20 protein-coding genes are annotated in these 21,236 nt (G+C 68.2%); 12 read left to right on the forward strand and 8 right to left on the reverse strand.

Annotated features, from left to right (window positions below):
* Both F6Q13_RS02280 and F6Q13_RS02285 read right to left on the reverse strand, forming a co-directional pair.
* Positions 1-893 (reverse strand): SDR family oxidoreductase (locus F6Q13_RS02280; RefSeq protein ID WP_293051651.1); only part of this gene is annotated, 893 nt, incomplete at its 3' end.
* A gap of 13 nt (positions 894-906) precedes the next feature.
* Entirely contained in the window at positions 907-1,686 is a 780-nt protein-coding gene (locus tag F6Q13_RS02285; protein WP_293051654.1) for an SDR family oxidoreductase, read from the reverse strand.
* Between the two features lie 55 nt (positions 1,687-1,741).
* On the opposite strand from F6Q13_RS02285, the gene echA20 reads away from it, so the two are divergent.
* The 4 genes from echA20 to ipdC are packed head-to-tail and all read left to right on the forward strand — an operon-like array spanning position 1,742 to position 5,173.
* Positions 1,742-2,503: a (7aS)-7a-methyl-1,5-dioxo-2,3,5,6,7,7a-hexahydro-1H-indene-carboxyl-CoA hydrolase gene (gene echA20, locus F6Q13_RS02290; RefSeq protein ID WP_293051657.1), complete on the forward strand. Its 762-nt coding sequence runs from the start codon at positions 1,742-1,744 to the stop codon at positions 2,501-2,503.
* Positions 2,500-3,375: a cholesterol ring-cleaving hydrolase subunit IpdA gene (gene ipdA / locus F6Q13_RS02295; protein ID WP_293051660.1), complete on the forward strand. Its 876-nt coding sequence runs from the start codon at positions 2,500-2,502 to the stop codon at positions 3,373-3,375. Before echA20 ends, ipdA begins: the two co-directional genes overlap by 4 nt.
* Positions 3,372-4,115, forward strand: coding sequence for a cholesterol ring-cleaving hydrolase subunit IpdB (gene ipdB / locus F6Q13_RS02300; protein ID WP_293051663.1), 744 nt, complete (start codon positions 3,372-3,374; stop codon positions 4,113-4,115). Before ipdA ends, ipdB begins: the two co-directional genes overlap by 4 nt.
* Positions 4,112-5,173, forward strand: coding sequence for a (3aS,4S,5R,7aS)-5-hydroxy-7a-methyl-1-oxo-octahydro-1H-indene-4-carboxyl-CoA dehydrogenase (gene ipdC, locus F6Q13_RS02305; protein WP_293051666.1), 1,062 nt, complete (start codon positions 4,112-4,114; stop codon positions 5,171-5,173). Before ipdB ends, ipdC begins: the two co-directional genes overlap by 4 nt.
* 36 nt (positions 5,174-5,209) lie before the next feature.
* On the opposite strand, the gene F6Q13_RS02310 is transcribed toward ipdC, so the two are convergent.
* On the reverse strand, positions 5,210-5,872 hold the full coding sequence (locus tag F6Q13_RS02310) for a hypothetical protein (RefSeq protein WP_293051669.1): 663 nt from the start codon (positions 5,870-5,872) through the stop codon (positions 5,210-5,212).
* Between the two features lie 215 nt (positions 5,873-6,087).
* Here F6Q13_RS02310 and F6Q13_RS02315 point away from each other — a divergent pair, with 215 nt between their 5' ends.
* Positions 6,088-7,659, forward strand: coding sequence for a long-chain-fatty-acid--CoA ligase (locus F6Q13_RS02315; protein ID WP_293051672.1), 1,572 nt, complete (start codon positions 6,088-6,090; stop codon positions 7,657-7,659).
* A gap of 12 nt (positions 7,660-7,671) precedes the next feature.
* Here F6Q13_RS02315 and F6Q13_RS02320 read toward each other — a convergent pair whose 3' ends face one another.
* The 3 genes from F6Q13_RS02320 to F6Q13_RS02330 all read right to left on the reverse strand — a co-directional run bounded on the left by F6Q13_RS02320 (position 7,672) and on the right by F6Q13_RS02330 (position 11,849).
* Entirely contained in the window at positions 7,672-8,538 is an 867-nt protein-coding gene (locus F6Q13_RS02320; protein WP_293051675.1) for a glycoside hydrolase family 16 protein, read from the reverse strand.
* A gap of 130 nt (positions 8,539-8,668) precedes the next feature.
* A complete protein-coding gene (locus tag F6Q13_RS02325; RefSeq protein ID WP_293051808.1) occupies positions 8,669-10,483 on the reverse strand; it encodes an Hsp70 family protein in 1,815 nt (604 codons plus the stop codon).
* Positions 10,484-10,619: 136 nt separating this feature from the next.
* Positions 10,620-11,849 carry a hypothetical protein gene (locus F6Q13_RS02330; RefSeq protein ID WP_293051678.1) on the reverse strand — a complete coding sequence of 410 codons (1,230 nt, stop codon included), beginning with the start codon at positions 11,847-11,849 and terminating at the stop codon, positions 10,620-10,622.
* Between the two features lie 212 nt (positions 11,850-12,061).
* On the opposite strand from F6Q13_RS02330, the gene F6Q13_RS02335 reads away from it, so the two are divergent.
* The 4 genes from F6Q13_RS02335 to F6Q13_RS02350 are packed head-to-tail and all read left to right on the forward strand — an operon-like array spanning position 12,062 to position 15,627.
* Positions 12,062-12,361 carry a PE family protein gene (locus F6Q13_RS02335; RefSeq protein WP_293051682.1) on the forward strand — a complete coding sequence of 100 codons (300 nt, stop codon included), beginning with the start codon at positions 12,062-12,064 and terminating at the stop codon, positions 12,359-12,361.
* 13 nt (positions 12,362-12,374) lie between these two features.
* Positions 12,375-13,748, forward strand: a complete 1,374-nt coding sequence (locus tag F6Q13_RS02340) for a PPE family protein (protein WP_293051685.1) — start codon at positions 12,375-12,377, stop codon at positions 13,746-13,748.
* Positions 13,748-15,103 carry a PPE family protein gene (locus F6Q13_RS02345; RefSeq protein ID WP_293051688.1) on the forward strand — a complete coding sequence of 452 codons (1,356 nt, stop codon included), beginning with the start codon at positions 13,748-13,750 and terminating at the stop codon, positions 15,101-15,103. The genes F6Q13_RS02340 and F6Q13_RS02345 overlap by 1 nt, the downstream gene beginning before the upstream one ends.
* Before the next feature lie 23 nt (positions 15,104-15,126).
* Positions 15,127-15,627, forward strand: coding sequence for a nuclear transport factor 2 family protein (locus F6Q13_RS02350; RefSeq protein ID WP_293051811.1), 501 nt, complete (start codon positions 15,127-15,129; stop codon positions 15,625-15,627).
* 35 nt (positions 15,628-15,662) lie between these two features.
* Here the strand turns inward: F6Q13_RS02350 and F6Q13_RS02355 are convergent, their stop codons facing one another.
* A complete protein-coding gene (locus tag F6Q13_RS02355; RefSeq protein ID WP_293051691.1) occupies positions 15,663-16,319 on the reverse strand; it encodes a L,D-transpeptidase in 657 nt (218 codons plus the stop codon).
* Positions 16,320-16,483: 164 nt separating this feature from the next.
* On the opposite strand from F6Q13_RS02355, the gene F6Q13_RS02360 reads away from it, so the two are divergent.
* Positions 16,484-18,880, forward strand: coding sequence for an ATP-binding cassette domain-containing protein (locus tag F6Q13_RS02360; RefSeq protein ID WP_293051694.1), 2,397 nt, complete (start codon positions 16,484-16,486; stop codon positions 18,878-18,880).
* An 84-nt stretch (positions 18,881-18,964) separates the two neighbouring features.
* A complete protein-coding gene (bluB, locus tag F6Q13_RS02365; protein ID WP_293051814.1) occupies positions 18,965-19,567 on the forward strand; it encodes a 5,6-dimethylbenzimidazole synthase in 603 nt (200 codons plus the stop codon).
* A gap of 2 nt (positions 19,568-19,569) precedes the next feature.
* On the opposite strand, the gene F6Q13_RS02370 is transcribed toward bluB, so the two are convergent.
* Positions 19,570-20,190, reverse strand: a complete 621-nt coding sequence (locus tag F6Q13_RS02370) for a methyltransferase domain-containing protein (protein WP_293051697.1) — start codon at positions 20,188-20,190, stop codon at positions 19,570-19,572.
* Positions 20,191-20,272: 82 nt separating this feature from the next.
* On the opposite strand from F6Q13_RS02370, the gene F6Q13_RS02375 reads away from it, so the two are divergent.
* A complete protein-coding gene (locus tag F6Q13_RS02375; RefSeq protein WP_293051700.1) occupies positions 20,273-21,184 on the forward strand; it encodes an amidohydrolase family protein in 912 nt (303 codons plus the stop codon).
* The last annotated feature ends 52 nt before the right edge of the window (positions 21,185-21,236 follow it).

Here is a 21,236-nt window from a genome sequence, read left to right on the forward strand (position 1 = left end):
ACCGGCACCGGTGGCCGCGCCTTGGCGAGCAGATCGGTAACCACCGGTCCGAGTTCGGCGGGATCCCACCGCGCGCCCTTGTCGACCTGCGGGCCGTGGGCCCAGCCCTCGGCAACCCGGATCAGGCCGCCCTCGACCTCGAAAACCCTGCCGGTGACAGCACCCGACTCAGCGCTGCCAAGCCACACCACCAGGGGCGAAACGTTCTCCGGCGCCATCGCATCGAACCCCTCGTCGGGTTTGGCCATCCTGTCCGCGAAAACGGTTTCGGTCATCCGGGTGCGCGCTGACGGCGCGATCGCGTTGACAGTTACGCCGTAGCGCGCCAGTTCGGCGGCACCGACGAGCGTCAGCGCCGCGATGCCGGCCTTGGCGGCGCTGTAGTTTCCCTGCCCGACGCTGCCCTGCAAACCCGCACCGGAGCTGGTGTTGATGATCCGTGCGTCGACGGATTTGCCCCGCTTGGACAGGCCGCGCCAATAGGATGCGGCGTGCCGCATCGTGGCGAAGTGCCCCTTGAGGTGCACGGCCACAACCGTGTCGAACTCCTCCTCGCTGGTGTTGGCGATCATCCGGTCGCGCACGATCCCGGCGTTGTTGACCAGGACGTCCAGACCGCCGAACGTCTCCACCGCGGTCGCGATGAGGTCGGCTGCCTGATTCCAGTCCGCGACGTCAGCGCCGTTGGCGACGGCGTCGCCCCCGGCCGCGGTGATCTCGTCGACCACCTCCTGCGCCGCGCTGCCCCCGCCGGCAGAGGAGCCGTCCAAGCCCACCCCGATGTCGTTGACCACAACGCGCGCGCCCTCGGCAGCGTAGGCGAGTGCGTGCGCGCGTCCGATCCCGCCGCCGGCTCCGGTCACGATGACCACTCGACCGTCGACCAAACCCATATCCGTTGCCCCTTCACTTGTTGGCGCCGGAGGCGGCAAGATACGGCGGCGGTTCGCCGCCGCCATGGACCTCCAGCGTGGCACCGCTGATGTACGACGCCATATCTGACGCTAAAAACGCTGCGGCCCAACCGATTTCGGACGGCTTCGCGAGCCGGCCCAACGGTACGGTCGCCGCCACCCTGGCGAGCGAATCCGCGTCGCCGTAAAACAACGCCGACTGCTCGGTTTCCACCATTCCCGCCACCAGGGCATTCACCCTGACCTTGGGTGCCCACTCCACCGCCAGCGTGGCAGTGAGGTTTTCCAACCCAGCCTTGGCGGCGCCGTAGGCGGCGGTGCCCGGGGTGGGACGCCGGCCGCTGACACTGGAGATGTTGACGACCGATCCGCCCTCGGACTGAGTCTGCATATAGATGTTGGCCCGCTGCGAGACGGTAAGCGCGGCAAGCAGGTTGAGTTCGACTATTTTGCGGTTGAAGTTCGGGGTCGCTTCGGCGGCAAGGACATAAGGCGAGCCACCGGCATTGTTCACCACAACGTCGATCCGCCCGTGACGCGCCACGATGGCGTCCACCATCGTGGCGACCGCGTCGTCGTCGCGCACATCACAGACATGGAACTCATAGGGCAGGTCATCCACGAGGCGCCGGGCGCAGGCGATGACCGTCGCGCCCTGCTCGGCGAACACCGAGCTGATGCCGGCCCCAACCCCGCGAACTCCGCCGGTCACCAAGACCACGCGCCCGGCCAGCCCCAAATTGATGGGCCGGGATCCCTCGGAGTGCGTCACTGTGCTAGCGTACCAAGCAAGTGCTTGCTCAGGTCATTGGTCCCAGGAAGTGCACATGCCGATCACCTCGCGTGCCGTCGAACCGGGCATCGTTGCGGTCACCGTCGACTTTCCGCCGGTCAACGCCATCCCGTCACGCGGCTGGTTCGAACTTGCCGACGCGCTGACCGCCGCGGGCGACACTGCGGCCAACCACGTGGTGATCCTGCGGGCCGAGGGCCGCGGCTTCAACGCCGGGGTGGACATCAAGGAGATGCAGCGCAGCCCGGGATTCACCGCGCTGGTCGACGCCAACCGAGGCTGCTTTGCGGCATTCCGCGCGGTCTACGAGTGCGCGATCCCGGTCATCGCCGCCGTCAACGGGTTCTGCCTGGGCGGGGGGATCGGCCTGGTCGGCAACGCCGACGTCATCGTGGCCTCCGACGACGCCACCTTCGGTCTGCCCGAGGTCGAACGCGGCGCCCTGGGCGCGGCCACGCATCTGTCCCGGCTGGTGCCCCAGCACATGATGCGGCGACTGTTCTTCACCGCCGCCACCGTGGACGCCGCCACCTTGCACCGGTTCGGGTCCGTACACGAGGTGGTGCCGCGGGACCGGTTGGACGAGGCGGCGCTGCGGGTGGCCCGCGACATAGCAGCCAAGGACACCCGTGTGATCAGGGCAGCCAAAGAAGCATTGAACTTCATTGACCTGCAACGAGTTAACGCGAGTTACCGCATGGAACAAGGTTTTACTTTCGAGCTCAACCTCGCCGGCGTTTCCGACGAGCACCGCGACGCCTTCGCGGGGACCGCCAAAGCGGGTAAGAAGGAATGACGGACAAGCGAACCACGATTGACGACGCGATTGCGCAGTTGCGCAGCGGCATGACCATCGGAATCGGCGGCTGGGGTTCGCGGCGCAAGCCGATGGCGTTCGTGCGGGCGATCTGGCGTTCGGATATCAGCGACCTGACCGTGGTGACCTACGGCGGTCCTGATCTGGGCCTGCTGTGTTCAGCAGGTAAGGTTCGCCGGGCGTATTACGGATTCGTATCGCTGGACTCGCCGCCTTTCTACGACCCGTGGTTCGCCCGCGCGCGCACCAGCGGCGCGATCGAAGCACGGGAGATGGACGAGGGAATGCTGCGCTGCGGACTGCAGGCGGCCGCGCAGCGCTTGCCGTTTTTGCCGATCCGCGCCGGGCTGGGCAGCTCGGTGCCGGATTTCTTCGACGGCGAACTCAAGACCGTCACCTCGCCGTATCCCACCGACGGCAAGTACGAGACGCTGATCGCCATGCCGCCGCTGCGCCTAGATGCCGCCTTCGTACACATGAATCTCGCTGACGCGCAGGGCAATGCCGCCTATACCGGCATCGACCCCTATTTCGACGACCTGTATCTGATGGCCGCCGAGAAACGTTTCGTGTCCGCGGAGCGACTGGTTCCGACCGAAGAACTGGTCAAGGCGGTGCCGCCGCAGGCGCTGTTGGTGAACCGGATGATGGTCGACGCAGTGGTCGAGGCACCCGGCGGTGCGCACTTTACCACCGCAGCACCGGATTACGGGCGCGACGAAAAGTTCCAGCGCCACTACGCCGAGGCCGCAGCCACACCGGAGGGCTGGCAGCGGTTCGCCACGACCTATCTGTCCGGCAGCGAGGCCCAGTACCAGGAGGCGGTGCGCACGTTCGGATCGTCGTCATGATCACCCGCGCCGAAGTCTGTGTGGTGGCGTGTGCGGAGTTGTTCCGCGACGCCGGCGAGGTCATGATCAGTCCGATGACCACGGTCGCTTCGATCGGCGCCCGGCTGGCCCGGTTGACCTTCTCCCCCGAGATCCTGCTCACCGACGGGGAGGCACGGCTGCTGGCCGATACTCCCGCCTTGGGTGACGGCGCCGCCGTCGAGGGGTGGATGCCGTTCGGCCGGGTGTTTGAGACGCTGACCTGGGGACGCCGGCATGTGGTGATGGGCGCCAACCAGATTGACCGCTACGGCAACCAGAACATTTCGGCGTTGGGGCCGCTGCAGCGGCCGACCCGGCAGATGTTCGGGGTGCGCGGCGCGCCCGGCAACACCGTCAACCACACCACCAGTTATTGGGTCGGCAACCACTCGCCGCGGGTATTCTGCGACACGGTCGACGTGGTCTGCGGAATCGGGCACGACAAGGTCGACCCGGACAACCCGGCGTTCCGGTTCGTCGATGTCTACCGGGTGGTGTCCAACCTGGGGGTGTTTGATTTCGGTGGGCCCGGCCGCACGATGCGGGCCCTGAGCCGGCACCCGGGAGTCTCACCTGACCAAATCCGTGACGCCACGTCCTTCGACGTCTACGGAGTGGACGAGGCCGAGGAGACCAGGCTGCCCTCTACCGACGAGCTGCGGCTGATCCGCGAGGTGATCGACCCGAAGTCATTGCGCGACGCCGAGGTCCGATCGTGAGACTGCGCACGCCGCTGACCGACCTGGTCGGCGTCGAGCATCCGGTGGTGCAGACCGGGATGGGTTGGGTGGCCGGCGCCCGGTTGGTGACGGCCACCGCCAAGGCGGGTGGTCTGGGGATTTTGGCGTCGGCCACGATGACGCTCGACGAGTTGGCAAGCGCGATCGCGAAGGTCAAGGCCGCAACCGACAGGCCGTTCGGGGTTAACATCCGCGCCGACGCCGCCGACGCCGCCGACCGGGTGGACCTGATCATCCGCGAAGGCGTCAGAGTCGCGTCGTTCGCGTTGGCACCCAGGCAACAGCTGGTTGCGCGTTTGAAAGACGCCGGCGTGGTGGTGATCCCGTCGGTGGGCGCGGCCAAACATGCCCGCAAGGTGGCGTCGTGGGGCGCGGACGCCGTGATCGTTCAGGGGGGTGAGGGCGGTGGCCACACCGGTCCGGTCGCGACGACACTGCTGCTGCCGTCGGTGCTGGACGCAGTGGACATCCCGGTGATAGCCGCCGGCGGATTCTTCGACGGGCGCGGACTTGCGGCGGCGTTGTCCTACGGTGCTGCCGGCGTCGCGATGGGTACCCGGTTTCTGCTGACGTCGGATTCGTCGGTGCCCGACGCGGTCAAGCGCCGCTATCTCGACGCCGGACTGGACGGCACGGTGGTCACCACCCGAGTCGACGGCATGCCGCACCGGGTGCTGCGCAGCGGACTGGTAGACAAATTGGAAAAGCGTTCCCGAGCCGGAGCTTTGGCTGTTGCGGTGGTGAACGCCGCTAAGTTCAAGAAGATGTCGGGCATGACCTGGCACTCGATGATCCGCGACGGGCTGGCCATGCGGCACGGCCGGGAACTCACCTGGTCACAGGTGCTGATGGCCGCCAACACCCCGATGCTGTTGAAAGCCGGGCTGGTTGACGGCAACCCCGACGCCGGCGTGCTCGCCTCGGGGCAGGTGGCCGGCATCCTGGAGGATCTGCCGTCGTGTGCGGAGTTGATCGACACGATCGTGCGTGACGCGATCAATCGGCTGCAAGCGGCCTCGGCGCTGGTGCAGATGTGAGCCACGCGCGGAACGCGCGCGCGACGGCGTGCGTGCTCAGCGGATGTACACTTCCCGCCCGGTGGGATAGCCGCCACCGGTGGTGGTGATGTGGACGTGGTCATAGTGACCATACCCACGTCCTTGGGGGCCGTTGGGGGTGTAGTAGGTGCCCCGCCAGATCACATCTTGCACCCCGAATCGCTGCGCATTCTCCAGTGCGAACGCCACAACGTGGTCCCCCAGCGCGATACCTGCGGCGGTGCCCGGGTCCGGGATCATCACGTCCAGCGCCAAACCGTTGGGATGCCACTTCAGCGCGTCCGGTCGAACGCCACCGATCTGGTGGATCTCGGGAAACGCTGCGCTGATGCTGCGCGCGGCCAAGATCGTCTTGACCTGCAGACCCCGCTCGGGGGCCACCCCCGCCGGCAACACCTGCGGGCTGTCTGGATGGACCAGCCGCCACCGCGACGCCGCCACGCCGCCCCAACCGGGACTCCTGCCAGGCCGTGCCCCCGCCGGGACCCACGACAGCCCCTTCTCGGCTGCCGCCTGGGCCCGTACCAACGCCGGGGCAGCGTGGTCAGCGACTGGGCCGGCGATGGTGGCGTGGCCGCCGGCACCGCCGACCGCGAGGCACCCGGCAGCCAGGGCGGCGCCCGCAGCGATGCCGACGGGTGATTGTCGCCGACTGCCGGGTAGTCGATGTCGACCCACCTTGAGCACCTTACGAGCAAATCGAGAAATAATCACGAGATTGTAACTACTCGGGCTTGACGCCCGCCTACTCCAGGGTCTGATCGATGGCAGCTACTTACTCTGGTTACCCGACGACCGGCAGGGGTCGGTGACGACGATCCTCGGGGTTGCGCCGGGGGCTAAACCGGCACCCCCTGCTTCCCCGGACCGGGCAACAATGGCACTCTCGGTTCATGACCGAGCAGCCGCCACAACCTCGATTCCTCGATGACCGGTTGACGCACTGGGCGACTACCAGGCCGAGCGCGCAGGCCTTCCGCTACCTCGACCGAACGTGGACCTGGGGGGAATGGAACGACCGGGTGCGGCGGCTCGCCGGAGCGCTCACCGCCCAGTCGGTCCGGCGCGGCGACGTGGTCGCGTTCCTGGACAAGAACCACCCGGCCTGCGTGGAGTTGACGATGGCCGCGGCGTCGATCGGCGCGGCCAACGCGATCATCAACTTCCGCCTTGCCGGCGACGAACTCGACTACGTGATCAACGACTCCGGCGCGAAGCTGTTGGTCGTTGGCCGCGAGCTGAGGCCGGCCATCGACAGGATCCGCGACAGGCTGACCACCGTCGAACACATCGTCGAGGTCACCCCCGACGGACGCGAGGACGACGAGTACGAGGCACTGCTCGCGGCCGCCACGCCCGTGGGGCGCAGCGCCGATGTGCAACCCGACGACGTGTGCATCGTGATGTACTCCTCGGGCACTACCGGCCGTCCGAAAGGAGTCGCGCTCACCCAGGCCAATCTGCTTGCCCACACGATCAATGCCCACGAGGGGTGGGTGTTCGACGAAGGTGACAAGAACCTGGTGGCGATGCCGTTGTTCCATGTGGGCGGCTCGTCGTATGTCCAGTTCGGCATCCACGACGGCGTGGCGAGCGTCATGACCCGCGACGTCGACGGTGCGTCGCTGGCCACGGCGATTCTGCACGGTGCCAACCGGACTTTTCTGGTGCCGGCGGTCCTGGCCAAAGTGCTCGAGTCCGGGCCCGATGCCGTGGAGCTTTTCGGCCGGCTCAAAACGTTTTCCTATGGCGCCTCGCCGATGCCGCTGCCGCTGCTTCGGGCCGCGCTGCAAGCCTGGCCGCACACCGACTTCATCCAGGTGTACGGGCTCACCGAACTCTGCGGGGTGATAAGCCATCTGCTGCCCGAAGCACACCGCGACGAGCAGCACCCCGAGCGGCTGCTCAGCGCGGGCACCCTGATACCGGCCGCCGAGATGCGGGTCGTCGACCCGGACCGCCTCACCGAGGTGCCCACCGGTCAGCCTGGCGAACTCTGGTTCCGCACACCCCAATTGATGAAGTGCTATCTGAACAGGCCGGAGGCGACGGCCGAGGCGGTCACCGCGGACGGGTGGTTCCGCACCGGCGACATCGGCCGTGTCGACGCGGACGGCTACATCTATGTCGAAGACCGGCTCAAGGACATGATCATCTCCGGTGGCGAGAACATCTATTCTCTGGAGGTCGAACGGGTGCTCGCCGAACATCCGGCAGTCGCCGAAGTCGCGGTGTTCGGTGTTCCCGACGAGCGATGGGGTGAAGCCGTCAAGGCCGTCGTCACCCTGACGGGGACCGCCACCGAGGCCGAGCTGATCGCATGGTCACGGGAGCGACTCGCACACTACAAGTGCCCGAAGAACGTGGACATCAGGCAGGAGCTGCCGCGCAACCCAACCGGCAAGATCCTCAAAAGGGAGCTGCGCCAGCAGTATTGGCATGGTCGGGACCGGGCCACCGTCTAGCCTGTTGCGGTATCAAAAAACGCGCACCCAGTCGACGAGCATGTCGGCGGGGTAGCCGCCCGTCGCGGGGTCGCCGCCACCGGAACCGCCGACCGCAAGGTTGAGGACCGGGAACAGCGTGTAGCCGGGCTCGTTGAACGGCCACTCGCGGATGGGCTCGTCGAGGTTTTCGATACCGGTGGCTGCAACCGTGAAGTACGGTTCCGAGCCGTTGACGTAATCTTCCCAGAAATACATCCCATTGTGATCCCAGGTGACCCGCCACGTGTGCCAGTTGCCGTCCACCGCGATCGGATGGGTCTCGAACGCCGTGCCGATCGGGTTTGCGTGCACAGTGGTTCCGGAAGGCCATTGCCCGTTGCCGTACCACTCGAGGATGTCGACTTCGCCCTCGCGGCCGGGGTCGTCGTTGGACAACCACCAGGCGGGCCAGCATCCCGCGGTGAGGCAGTTGAGCTTGATCCGCGCCTCCCAGGTCGTCCCGATGCCTCCCCGCCAGTTGCCGCTGACCAGGGCGCCGAAATAGGTATCGGCCTCTCTGGTGGCGCGAATAACCAGGTTGGAATTGCCGTCGAGGAACACGTTGCGCCGGCTGTCCCGGTACTGGTACCAGTACTCGGGTCGGTCATACCCCACCGGGTTCTTGATCGGCGTCCGGTGGTTGGCCACCGTCCACTTCGCCGGGTTGGGGGCCGAGCCGGCCGGGCCGTCGAACTCGTCGTAGAAAAGGAAGCCCCCGGCTGCCGCACCGGGCGGCGCGGCGGGCGCAGATCCCCGGGACGGCCGGGCTCCGGCCGTGGGCAGCCGAACCGCGGCCGCCACCGCACCGACGCCCAGCATCAACATCACGCTCCGACGATTCACCGCAGGCACCACCAATCGGTCACGACGACAAGAACGACGGGTGCTTCGGCACCGGCCGCTTTCGCAAACGGTGCTATGAAATCACGTCGAGGTCGCAAAACGCAGCCGGAATCCCCGACTGGACACGCTGAGCGTCTCGCGGCGGTTAAAAGCCACCCGCCGGGCCCAACAACGGGTTTTGCGGCACCGGCGCATGCTGCGGCACCTGAATCGGTATCGGGACCGGCACCAACGGGATTCTCAGGTATTCGGTGGTCATCGGCACCGTTGTCGGGGTGGTCGGCCGTGGATTCGTGGTCGGAGTCGTGGTCGGCGTGGTGGTCGGCGTGGTGGTCGTCGTGGTCGTCGTGGTCGTCGTGGTGGTCGTCGTGGTCGTCGTCGGAGTCGTGGTGGTGGTCGTCGTGGTGGTCGGCGGCGGCTCGGTGCTGGTGGGTGCCGGCTGGACACTGGTAGCTACCGGCGGCGGAACGGGGCTCGAGGCGCTCACCGGCGGCGGGCTCGGAGTGGGTGGTGCTGAGGTGACCGGCGGTGCAGGCGCCGGACTACTGGTGGAGGGCGCCGACGGCGCCCGATGGCCGGTGGTGCTCGTCAGCGTGTATGCCAGCCCGCCCACCATCGCGATCAGGGCGGCGAGCCCGGCGAGCAAGAGCGGCAGGCGGAATCTGCCCCGCGGTCGCGCCGGTGTCGTCGAGGGGTAGTGCGCCGACGGTGGCGTGCCCTGGTCGTCGTAGGGCTCGTCGAGGAAAGGCAGCGGCTCGTCATCGGTGTCCTCGACCTGCGACCAGGCCAACTCCCGCAGTGTCGAGGATCCGGTCCCGTCGAGGGATTCGTCACCGACGGGTAACCCGATGACGCTCGTCGTGGCGCCCGCCGCCGCGGCTATCGCTGTCGCCGGTGCCGCGTCGTGCTGGTCGTCCTCGACGGGCTCCCGGGTGGCGAACATCGCGGCACCGATCGCCATGCACAGCGCGGGATGCTCGGCGGTGACCAGAGGCACTCGCGTATGTGCCGCAAGCACCCGGGTGACCACCGGCACACTGGCTCCGCCGCCGGCTGTCGCCACCGCGGCGAGGTCACCGTGGGCAAGCCCGTTGCGCGCCAGCAGATCATCAAATGCCGCGAGCAGACCGCTGAGCCGCTGTTCGATCAGGCTTTCCAACCTGACGCGGGTCACCTGGATAGCCGCGCGCTGCCCCGCGAGATCGGCGATCAACTCGGTGACGGTGTCGGTGGACAACCGCTCTTTGGCCCGCCGGCATTCCTCCCGCAGCGGACCGAATTGCCCCACGGCCGCAGTGCCGGCCGCGTCGACGGTGCTGATGTGCCCGATGTCGTCCAAGACGTCAACCAGCAGCGCTTGGTCGATGTGGGTACCGGAGAAGTCCGGGTAGCGCAGCGTTTCCTCGATCGGCCGGAAACCCGATCCGGCGTCGGCCAGGGTGATGCTCGTGCCGGCACCGCCCAGATCAACCAAAGCCACCACACCGTCGGTGGGGAGGCTCGCCTCGGCGTTGAGCGCCGTCAGTGCGGCGACAGCATCGGACACCAGTCGCGGTTCCAACCCGCTGCGCACAAACCCGGCGTGTGTGCGCAGCCCGTTGCGCAGCGCCTGCACCTCTTTGGACCCCCAGTGGGCGGGCACGGAGATCGCGATCTCCGCCGTCGAGGTGGTCGCGCCGGCCACCGCCACCATCGCGTCGAGCGCCTCCACCAGCAGCAGATCCGCCTCGTGGGCCGTCCCGTCGGCCGAGATCAGTGCCACCGAGCCGCCGATCCGTTCGACGAACCCGCTCAGCACCGTGCCGGTTTCGGTGAGTGCGGCGTTTTCGGCGGGCAGACCGATTTGCGGCGAGCGATGCGGGAACAGGGTCAAGACAGCGCGGCGCGTCACCGGCGGATTCCCGTTGCGCACCGCCACGAAATTGGTGGTCCCGATAGACAACCCCAGCCGGTCGTGCATCACAGCGAACACCTTGCATTGAGATCGGTCGGCGGCCGTGGCTCACCCTAGCCGCCCCGGCTGAAAATCCAGCTCGGACACACCGCAGCACGCGGCCGCATCGCCATGGCCGACGGTCGCATCCGGACGGCCGGGCCTACACCACCGTAAGGGGCAGCGAGCGGCGCGGCTGGAATTGGAACGTTGATCCCCCGCTGGCCTTGGCCACCGCCACCTCCGGGAATTCGGCCGCCGTGGTGTCGGTGACGACCAGCTCGGCGGTCCAGTCGGTGCGCGTCCCGCCAGCCCTGACCGCAACACGCGGGTCCACCGCCGTGGCGATCGCCTGCAGCGGCGCCAGCGACTCCGGCGAGCACAGGGCGATCCAGGCCCCGTCGTCGTGAGCCGGCGACCGGTGCACCACCAGCCGACCGACCGCGATCTCGGCCCGCACGTATCCAGCGGGGTTGAGCAGCGGATGCAGCTCCAACACCCTCGACACGCCGTCGATACCGCCGGGCAACGCCAGCGCCCGGTGGATACGTTCGGCGCCCAGGCCGGCCAGGCCGATCAGCTGGCGGGTACCCACCGTCGCGGCCAGATCGGCGTCGCAGCCCGCCCGGGCCCGCACCGCGATCGCGAACGACAGGTACAGCAGGTGCATCTGCAGACACACCTCGTCGGCCATGCGCACCAGCGCCGAATGCGAGAAGGCGCCGAAGTCGACATCGGAAAGCAGCGGGCCCGAGTAGTCGGCAAGCCCCTCGTCGGCTCGATCGATGGAGCCGAGTTCCCATGTCGCAGCCCGGGTTTGGCGGACCAGATCCAGCGCCGGGATCTCTTCGGCCGGCGGGTGGGACTCGTCGATGCTCACCGTCCACGCACAGTGGGGATGCCGGTCGGGCGGCACGCGCGGCGGCCGGTGGATGGGACGCACCTGCGCACGGGGGTTGGTGGCTACCGCGGTGGCGTCGAACGTCGGGTCCTCGATGGTGTGGCACATGCCGAAGACGTAGTCCTGGCCCATCGGCTCCACATCGAGCAACGCACCGCAGTGGTCGAGCCAGAATTCGCCGTGCCGGCGGTCGTGCACGCGGAAACGGAAGTCCATGAACTGCGGCGGCGCGCCGATGTCGAGCTGCAGACCCTTGAAGATCGTCGGCACGTCGTCGCCCTCGTAGTTCAGCGCCCGCTGCATCCGCTTGGCGTAAATCGGGCTGGCGCCGGCCCACTCCTCGACGGCGATCTGCAGCATCTCCTCGCGACCGAAAGCCTCGACGCACCAGGCCATGCCGGCGCGGTCGATCATGTGCCCGATCAGCAGAAGTTCGGGGACCAGGACCGCGAGCTGTGGCCGGGACAGCCGGGCGTACCGCGATGTGCGCACAGCCACAACATAGATCCGGTTGTCAACCCTGGCAGCGGGTGTTGTGCGGCCGAGTAGTGGTGTCAGGCCGAATTTGGTCGTTGTCCGCCAGGTGCTGGTAATTGGTAATGATAGTCATTATCATTAGCTCGTCGGAACGCGGACGGCTCGCCGCAACGGGCCCGTCGGTGCCACCGAGATACCAACAAAGACGTCCATGAGGAAGGAGTGCCGTGTCGTTTGTCACCGTGCAATCGGAGCTGCTGGACGCCGCAGCAGGGCATTTGGCCGGGAGCGCTTCGGCGATGCTCACGGAAAACGCAGCGGCTGCGGCTCCGACGACCGGAGTGGTTCCGGCCGCCGCCGATCCGGTGTCGGTGCTGACCGCGACCCAGTTCGCCGCCTACGGCCACCTGTACCAGTCGCTCAGCTCGCAGGCCGAGGAGATTTTGTCGCTGTTCGTCAACACCTTGCGGACCAGCGCCGGCTCCTACGCGTTGACCGAAGCCGCCAACGCCGTGGTCGCCGCCTAGTTCGGAGGCGGTCATGTCCGGTGTGGGGGATTTCGATTTCGGGGTGTTGCCTCCGGAGGTCAACTCCGCGCTGATGTATGCCGGTCCGGGTCCGCAGTCGCTGCTGGCGGCCGCGGCGGCCTGGGCGGATCTGGCCAAGGGGCTGGACTCGGCCGCCGGGATCTGCGCCGGGGTGCTGTCCCGGCTGACCGGCAGCGACTGGCAGGGCCCCGCGGCAACCGCGATGACCGCCGCGGCCGCCCCCTACACGTCGTGGCTGCAGGCCACCGCCGGCCACGCCGCCCACGCGGCCGCCCAGGCCAGCGCGGCCGTCAACGCCTACGAGACCGCGTTCGCCGCCACCGTGCCCCCGGCAGCAATCGCCGCCAACCGGGCCCAACTGGCATCGCTGATCGCCACCAACGTGCTGGGCCAAAACAGCGCGGCGATCGCAGCCACCGAAGCCCACTACGCCGAAATGTGGGCCCAAGACGCCGCCGCCATGTATGGCTACGCCGCCCAGTCCGCGGCCGCCACCCGACTGGCCCCGCTGAGCACCCCCCCGACCGTCACCACCGACACCGGGTTGGCCCACCAGGCCGCGGCGAGCACGAAGGCCACCGCCGCCGCCGCGGGCACCACCCCCACCAACCTCTCGCAACTGCTGACCAGCCTGCCCAACACCTTGAGCGCGCTGGCCACCGGATCGACCGGCGCCAGCGGAACCACCTCGGCACTGAGCGCACTGGTCAACTCCCTCGGGCTCAACGTCTTCGCCCCCGGCTCGGGGACCAGCACCACCGGACTGGCCGGTTTGATCAATACGCTGTCGGGCTCGGTTCCCAACCCGGTCGCCAACGTGTTGAACTCCAGTTGGTTCAGCAACGAGATCTTCGCCGGCTATCCGTTCAACCCGGAGTATTTCCTGCCCAGCATCGGAGACCTGTTCGCCCTCGGCACGATCACCGGACGAAGCCTCAGCCATCTACCAGCTGCTGGTGCCGGCTCGTTAGGCCCGATCACGTCGGAAGCGGCCAGCTTCACCCCGGCTCTGGGCACGCTGGGCACGTTGGTCGCAGAACACGGCGCCGCTGCCGAGGTCAGCGCCAGCGTCGGCAAGGCCACCCTGGTCGGGGCGCTGTCGACGCCGCGCAGCTGGGTCACAACCGCACCGGGCGGCGGGATCCGCCTGGCCGCCGCGGTGTCGAGCCCCTCGGCGTCGATGCCCAACATCGCGATCGGGCCGATGGGATTGCCGGCGATGTCAATGCCCGGCGCCACGCGCATGAGCAGCGCCCCTGCTTCCCATCCCAGCCCCGCTCCACGGTACGGCTTTCGCCTCACCGTGATGCCGCCCGCGCGTGAGGCGCCCTACGGCGTGGCCGAGCCCCCCGGGACGGTGAGGTGATGGCCGGTGGTTTCGATTTCGGGGTGTTGCCTCCGGAGGTCAACTCCGCGCTGATGTATGCCGGTCCGGGTCCGCAGTCGCTGCTGGCGGCCGCGGCGGCCTGGGCGGATCTGGCCAAGGGGCTGGACTCGGCCGCCGGGATCTGCGCCGGGGTGCTGTCCCGGCTGACCGGCAGCGACTGGCAGGGCCCCGCGGCAACCGCGATGACCGCCGCGGCCGCCCCCTACACGTCGTGGCTGCAGGCCACCGCCGGCCACGCCGCCCACGCGGCCGCCCAGGCCAGCGCGGCCGTCAACGCTTACGAGACCGCGTTCGCCGCCACCGTGCCCCCGGCAGCAGTCGCCGCCAACCGGGCCCAGCTGGCATCGCTGATCGCCACCAACGTGCTGGGCCAAAACAGCGCGGCGATCGCAGCCACCGAGGCCCACTACGCTGAAATGTGGGCCCAAGACGCCGCCGCCATGTATGGCTACGCCGCCCAGTCCGCGGCCGCCACCCGACTGGCCCCGCTGAGCACCCCCCCGACCGTCACCACCGACACCGGGTTGGCCCACCAGGCCGCGGCGAGCACGAAGGCCACCGCCGCCGCCGCGGGCACCACCCCCACCAACCTCTCGCAACTGCTGACCAGCCTGCCCAACACCTTGAGCGCGCTGGCCACCGGATCGACCGGCGCCAGCGGAACCACCTCGGCACTGAGCGCACTGGTCAACTCCCTCGGGCTCAACGTCTTCAGTCCGGCTAACGCCACCGGCGGTAACGGGCTCGCCGGGTTCTTGAACAATGTCGTCGCCGGGCAGAACAATTCAGCGGTATCGGACTTTGTGAATTCGAACTGGATGGGCTCGTTATTGTCCAACGGGGCTCTTACCCCGGAGATCTTCCTCGCCGACTTCCACGCATTCGACTTCCTGGTGATCTACGCGGTTCAAGACTTCGTGCAAAACACTCTGATGACCTCGGGCGCAGTCGACCCCGGGATCCTCGGGCAGATGGCAAACATGGCGGCCGCACATACCCTCGAGCCGGCAGCCTTCGGGCCCATGGCCATGTACCCCGGCGGCAAAGCCGTCCTCACCGGGGCGCACGCCAACATCGGTCGCGCCGATTTGGTCGGGCCGCTGTCGGTGCCACCCAGCTGGACCGCTACCGCCCCGCTGGCCCAGGCCGGCATCGTTTCCCCCGCCGCCGCACAAGCCGGCACCCACCTGCCCAGCCCCATCCTGACCACGGGCATGCCGCGCCTCGCCCCGGCGCGCATGCCCCAGCGAACCGGAAATTACCAGCCGAGCTCGACCTCCAACCAAGACCTGCCCACCAGGGCCCTTACCGGCCGTACACCGGTCGGTGGATAGATCGAGTGTCCGGACTATACCCGGTGTGCTGCAATGACGTGATGACTCCCCACAGCGACGCGCATCCGCTGGCCGAGATAGCCGCCATCGAACTCGTCAAATATCGCTACCTGCGCGGGCTGGATACCAAGCAGTGGGATCAGTTCGCCGCCACCCTGACCGAGGACGTCGTCGGCGACTACGACGCGTCGCTGGGCGCGGAGCTGCATTTCACCAACCGCACCGAACTGGTGGAGTACATGCGCTCGGCGCTGGGGCCGGGCATCATCACCGAGCACCGGGTCACCCACCCGGAGATCGCGGTGAGCGGCGCCGAGGCGACGGGTATCTGGTACCTTCAGGACCGCGTCATCGTGCCCGAGTCGAACTTCATGCTCATCGGCGCGGCGTTCTACCGCGACCGCTACCGGCGCACCGCCGACGGGTGGAAGATCAGCGCCACCGGATACGACCGCACCTACGAGGCGACGATGTCGTTGGCGGGAATGAATTTCACGGTAAAGCCGGGCCGAGCGCTGGCCTGAGCGCCGCGTGGTTGGGCATCGACGCTGGGGGCCGCTTACTTCGCGATCGCGATCACCGCGCCGGGCTGCAGCCATCGGATGATCTGCACCAGCGTGGCGTCGTCGATTGCCACGCAGCCGGCGGTGGGCCCGCCGTCGGTGGTGTGGAAAAAAAACGCGGCGCCGTCACCGGGAACACGCGCCTTGTTGACACCCATCACCACCGCGTGCTTGTACTGCGGGATGTGAAGGTTTTCGCTCGCGGAGGTGTCGAAGGGGCACTGGTCTTTTCGGCATACCTGCATGGTGTTGAAGGTGGGGCTGGTGTCGTCACCGTTCCACCAGTGGTTGGGCCCGACCTGGACGTACGGCAGTCCGCCGCCGGGATTAGGTGCAGTGCCGAACGCGGAGTCCAGGGAATAGACACCCATCGGAGTGGCCGGATAGCCGCTCTTGGCCTTGGGCGCGAGTCCCGCCGACCCGATATGTGTCGGGATGCCCACCCCGATCGCCCGCCAGCCCGACGCGGAACGCTGGTAGACGTCCATCGTGGCGGTCGAGCCGCCCGTGCCCACAACGGAAACCACCTGCGCGGCGTTGCCCACCGATCTCGCGAACCACGGGCTGCCGACCGCGCCGCCGCGCGGTGCGCCTGCCAGCATCACGACAGCCGCGCACAGCGCAGCGCACAGCAATCCCAACAGTCGGCGCACTCTTTCATCGTCGAGGCCGCTCGATCGCAGGGTCAAGTAAAGGTTTAGCTTCTATCCGGTCACCGTGGGACACAACCGGGCCTTCGCCGCCGACCCGGCACAGCAACGACCTATATCATCGCGACCGTTGCCTAAAGCCCATCACGGCTACCCGAGAGCGACCGATGAAACCAAGCCAACCGCGCAGACTCGCCCTGCTTGGCGCGCCGCCGTTGACGGTGCGGCTCGGCTCGGCGGTGTACACGTTTCCGCCCGGGCGTGATGTGACCGTCGGTCGGGACCGTGACTGCGACATCTGTGTGCACGACGGGCACCCCGCCGACCTCGCATTGATCTCGCGCGTGCACGCCATCCTGCGGTTCGACGACACCGGCTGGGTCGTCGTGGACAAAAGCCAGAACGGTGTCTTCGCCGACGGCGCCCGCGCCGCCGTGCTGCCCATCCACGACCGTCGAAGCATCACGCTGGGCGGTCCGCACGGACCGCAGTTGACGTTCCGGGTCGCCGAATCCGCGACACCGCGACAGCAGCGCACTGCCCGGACCGTGCCCGACTCCCCCCGGGGCGACACCAACCCGACAACCCGGCTCCCGTCAGCGCCGACGCCGCATCCGTCGTGGCCACCGCAATCGGCACCCGTCCGACAGTCGACGACGGTGGGCCGCGCGAAAACCAACGGCATCGTCGTCGCGGACCCGCTGGTGTCCCGGGTGCACGCAACGCTGGGATCGACCCCGACGGGCCTGGAGATCCGCGACAACAACAGCAGCAACGGCACGTTCGTCAACGGCACACTGGTCGACAGCGCCCGGCTGCACGACGGCGACGTCGTCACGCTCGGCAACACCGACCTGATGGTGGCGGGTCACACCCTGGTGCCCCGGACCCCATCGGCGATGGCCAGCGGACTCACCGCGCACGGCCTGGCGCTGACCGTCGACGGTCATCGGCTGTTGCAGGACGTCTCGTTCTCCGCCACACCGGGCACGCTGACCGCGGTGATCGGTCCGTCGGGTGCAGGCAAATCCACGCTGGTCCAGGTCATCGCCGGGCTGACAGCGCCGACCGCCGGCGTCGTGAGCTTCGACGGCCACGACGTGCACGCCGCCTACGCCTCGATGCGCTCCCGGATCGGGATGGTGCCCCAGGACGATGTCGTGCACCATCAGCTCACGGTCGAACAAGCCTTGAGCTACGCCGCCGAGTTGCGGTTGCCGCCCGACACCACGGCCGGCGACCATCGTGCGGTCGTCGCGCGGGTCCTCGACGAATTGGAGCTCACCCCGCACCGGAGAACCCGGGTCGACAAGCTCTCCGGCGGGCAGCGCAAGCGCGCGTCGGTGGCGATGGAACTGCTGACCGGCCCGTCGCTGCTGATCCTCGACGAACCGACCTCGGGCCTGGACCCGGCACTGGACCAGCAGGTGATGCTGATGCTGCGCCGGCTCGCCGACGCCGGCCGGGTGGTGATCGTGGTCACGCACTCGCTGAGTTTCATCGACATCTGCGACCAGATTCTGCTGCTGGCACCCGGCGGCACGATCGCGTTCGCCGGCCCGCCCACCGACATCGGGCCGGCGATGGGGACCACCGAGTGGGCCGACATCTTCACCCGGGTCAGCACCGACCCGGCCGGCGCGCACCGGGACTTTCTGGCCCGGCACCCGGCGGTTGCCCGAGTCTCGCCGAGGCCGGACACGGCACCGCTGGGCACCCCGCCCCGCACCAGCCTATGGCGGCAGGTCCGCACGCTCACCCGCCGGCAAACCCGGCTCATCGTCGCCGATCGCGGCTACTTCGCGTTCCTGGCGGCACTGCCGTTCGTGCTCGGCGCGCTGTCGATGGCGGTCCCCGGCCATACCGGGCTCGGGTACGCCAACCCGCGAGGGGCGCAGCCCGACGAACCCAACTCCATCCTGGTCCTGCTCAACCTCGCCGCGGTGTTCCTGGGGACCGCGCTGACCATCCGCGACCTGGTCGGCGAACGCGCCATCTTCCGCCGGGAACGGGCCGCGGGCCTGTCGGCCTCGGCCTACCTGCTCGCCAAGATCGTCGTCTACAGCGCCGCAGCACTGATCCAAACCGGCATCCTCACCGCGATCGTAGTCCTCGGCAAAGGTGCGCCGACCCACGGCTCGGTCCTCTTCGGCGGCGGCACCGCGGCGGCCACCGCCGAGCTCTATGTGACGCTGGCCCTGACCGCGCTCGTGTCGGCGACGGTGGGACTGGCGTTGTCGTCGCTGGCGCACTCCAGCGAACAAATCCTGCCGATGCTGGTGGTGACGGTCATGGCGTCGATGGTGCTGGCCGGCGGTTTGATCCAAGTGACCGGACGCATCGGTCTCGACCAGGTCTCCTGGCTGCTGCCGGCGCGGTGGGGTTTTGCAGCCTCGGCGTCGACGATCGACCTGCGGGCCGTTTATCCGATGGCGCCCGGCGACCGGTTCTGGCTGCATTCCCCGCGCTACTGGCTGCTGGACACGGGGATGCTGGTGCTGCAGGCCGCAGCGGCCACCGCCGTCGTCCGCTTCCGGCTGCGGTTGCGCGGGCACACCCGGTGACGGTCCCCCTACGATGAGCCGGTGACCGCGTTCAGCCCGCTGGAACGGGCGGCCGTCTACCGCGTGATCAGCGAACGTCGGGACATGCGCCGGTTCATACCGGACAGCGCGGTGCCCGCCGAGGTTCTGGCGCGCCTGCTGCACGCCGCGCACGCGGCACCCAGCGTGGGCCTGATGCAGCCCTGGCGGTTCATCCGCATCACCGACGCCGCGCTCCGACGACGCATCCATGCCCTGGTCGATCGAGAACGCCGACTCACCGCCCACGCCCTCGGCCGGCGGGCCCAAGAATTTCTCGCGCTGAAGGTCGAAGGCATCCTCGATTGTGCGGAACTGCTGGTCGTCGCGCTGTGCGACGGCCGCGACGCGCACGTCTTCGGACGGCGCACGCTGCCGCAGATGGATCTGGCGTCGGTATCGTGCGCAATCCAAAACCTTTGGCTTGCGGCGCGATCCGAAGGTTTAGGCATGGGATGGGTATCGCTGTTCGACCCGCAGGAACTGGCCGCGCTGTTGGGCATGCCCCCCGGGGCCGAGCCGGTGGCGATCCTGTGCCTGGGCCCGGTCCCCGATTTTCCCGACCGCCCGGCGCTGGAATTGGACGGCTGGGCATGCCCCCGCCCCCTGGCCGAGTTTGTGGCGGAGAACGGCTGGGACGCGAAGCTCTCCAGCCAGCCGACCCGGTGAGCTCAGCTCGACCTGCCCACCTGCGCGACGACGAACACCTGCCGGAACGGGTACAGCGTGGTCCCGTCCGGCCGTGCCGGGTAGACATCCGCCAGCAGCGGGACCAGGTCCTGGCGGAACTGCTGCCAGGCCGCGTCGTCGAGCCGCGCCCGCACCGGCAACAACGCGGTTCCGCTGATCCAATCCAGCACCGGATGCTCGCCGGTGAGCTGATGCAGGTAGGTCGGTGCGTCGAAGGCGCCGGGCATCTGCACGCCGATCCACGCCCCGGCCGTCAGCTGACCGGCCCAGCGCACCAGCAGCTCGGCATGTTCGGGCACCCACTGCACGGCGGCGTTGCTGAGCACTACGTCGGTGTCGCTCCGCGGCTCCCAGTCGCGCAGGTCGCCGACGGTGGCATCGACGCCGCGCTCTCGGGCCGCCGCCACCATCTGCGGCGAACTGTCCAACGCCTCGATCACGGCATCCGGCCAGCGCCGGGCGAGCTGCGCGGTCAGGTTACCGGGACCGCAGCCGAGGTCAACCACGCGCCGTGGCCGATCAACAAAGATCCGCGACAGCAGCTCGTAAAACGGGCGCGCGCGCTGATCGGCGAATGTCAGGTAGACGTGCGGGTCCCACATGCTGGTCCTCCGATCAACGATCCGCGCGCGGGCTGATATAGACAAAACCCAGGTGGTTCCCGGACGACTGCAAGGATGATCGATGGCCGACGACAACACGCGACAGGTCGACCCCGACGAGGTCGCGGCGGTCCGGCAGATCTGGTCTGCGCTCGGGTTGCCCGGCGTGATCGACGTCCACACCCATTTCATGCCGAAATCGGTGCTGGACAAGGTCTGGCATTACTTCGACTCGGCCGGTCCCCTGGTCGGCCGGCACTGGCCGATCACCTACCGCGCGGACGAATCCCGGCGCCTGCAGCTCCTGCGGCAGTTCGGTCTGCTGAGCTTCACCGCGCTGGTCTACCCGCACAAGCCGCAGATGGCCGCCTGGCTCAACCGCTGGTCGGCCGAGTTCGCCAGAGCCAACCCGGATTGCCTTGCCACCGCGACATTCTATCCCGAACCTGACGCCGGTGATTACGTCGAGGCGGCAATCCGCCGCGGGGCCCGTGTCTTCAAGGCGCACGTCCAGGTGGGTCGTTACGACCCTAACGATCCACTGCTCGAAAGGGTTTGGGGAACCCTCCAAGACGCCGCCGTTCCGGTGGTGATCCACTGCGGGTCGGGGCCGGTGCCCGGCGACCACACCGGACCCGGACCGATACGGGCTCTGCTGCGCCGTTTTCCACGCCTGCGGTTGATTGTCGCGCACCTGGGGATGCCGGAGTACGCCGAGTTTCTCGACATCTGCGAGAACTCGGCGGAGGTGCGGCTGGATACCACGATGGCGTTCACACCGTTCACCGAAGCGGTGATGCCGTTCCCGGTGTCGCAGCTGGCCCGACTGCGGCGGTTGGGGCACCGGATCCTCTTCGGGAGCGACTTTCCCAACATTCCCCACCGTTATGCCGACGCGATGCTCGCTCTAACCCGATTGCCGGGCATCGACGACGAGTGGCTGCGGGGCGTCTTCTACCACAACGCAGTGACGCTGTTCGACCAACGTCGCTGACACCGTGAGGCTACTCTCGGGTGAGTAGGACCGCGACCCGAGAGGCGAATCG

Origin of the sequence: Mycobacterium sp. (assembly GCF_008709575.1) — a bacterium.
In the GTDB taxonomy this organism is placed as follows: Bacteria; Actinomycetota; Actinomycetes; order Mycobacteriales; family Mycobacteriaceae; genus Mycobacterium.

What these genes read in the sequence shown, in the direction of transcription:
- echA20 (WP_293051657.1), top strand. Translation starts at nt 1,742, where the DNA reads ATGCCGATCACCTCGCGTGCCGTCGAACCGGGCATCGTTGCGGTCACC.
- ipdA (WP_293051660.1), top strand. Translation starts at nt 2,500, where the DNA reads ATGACGGACAAGCGAACCACGATTGACGACGCGATTGCGCAGTTGCGC.
- ipdB (WP_293051663.1), top strand. Translation starts at nt 3,372, where the DNA reads ATGATCACCCGCGCCGAAGTCTGTGTGGTGGCGTGTGCGGAGTTGTTC.
- F6Q13_RS02315 (WP_293051672.1), top strand. Translation starts at nt 6,088, where the DNA reads ATGACCGAGCAGCCGCCACAACCTCGATTCCTCGATGACCGGTTGACG.
- F6Q13_RS02325 (WP_293051808.1), bottom strand. Translation starts at nt 10,483, where the DNA reads ATGCACGACCGGCTGGGGTTGTCTATCGGGACCACCAATTTCGTGGCG.
- F6Q13_RS02340 (WP_293051685.1), top strand. Translation starts at nt 12,375, where the DNA reads ATGTCCGGTGTGGGGGATTTCGATTTCGGGGTGTTGCCTCCGGAGGTC.
- F6Q13_RS02345 (WP_293051688.1), top strand. Translation starts at nt 13,748, where the DNA reads ATGGCCGGTGGTTTCGATTTCGGGGTGTTGCCTCCGGAGGTCAACTCC.
- F6Q13_RS02360 (WP_293051694.1), top strand. Translation starts at nt 16,484, where the DNA reads ATGAAACCAAGCCAACCGCGCAGACTCGCCCTGCTTGGCGCGCCGCCG.
- bluB (WP_293051814.1), top strand. Translation starts at nt 18,965, where the DNA reads ATGCGCCGGTTCATACCGGACAGCGCGGTGCCCGCCGAGGTTCTGGCG.
- F6Q13_RS02370 (WP_293051697.1), bottom strand. Translation starts at nt 20,190, where the DNA reads ATGTGGGACCCGCACGTCTACCTGACATTCGCCGATCAGCGCGCGCGC.
- F6Q13_RS02375 (WP_293051700.1), top strand. Translation starts at nt 20,273, where the DNA reads ATGGCCGACGACAACACGCGACAGGTCGACCCCGACGAGGTCGCGGCG.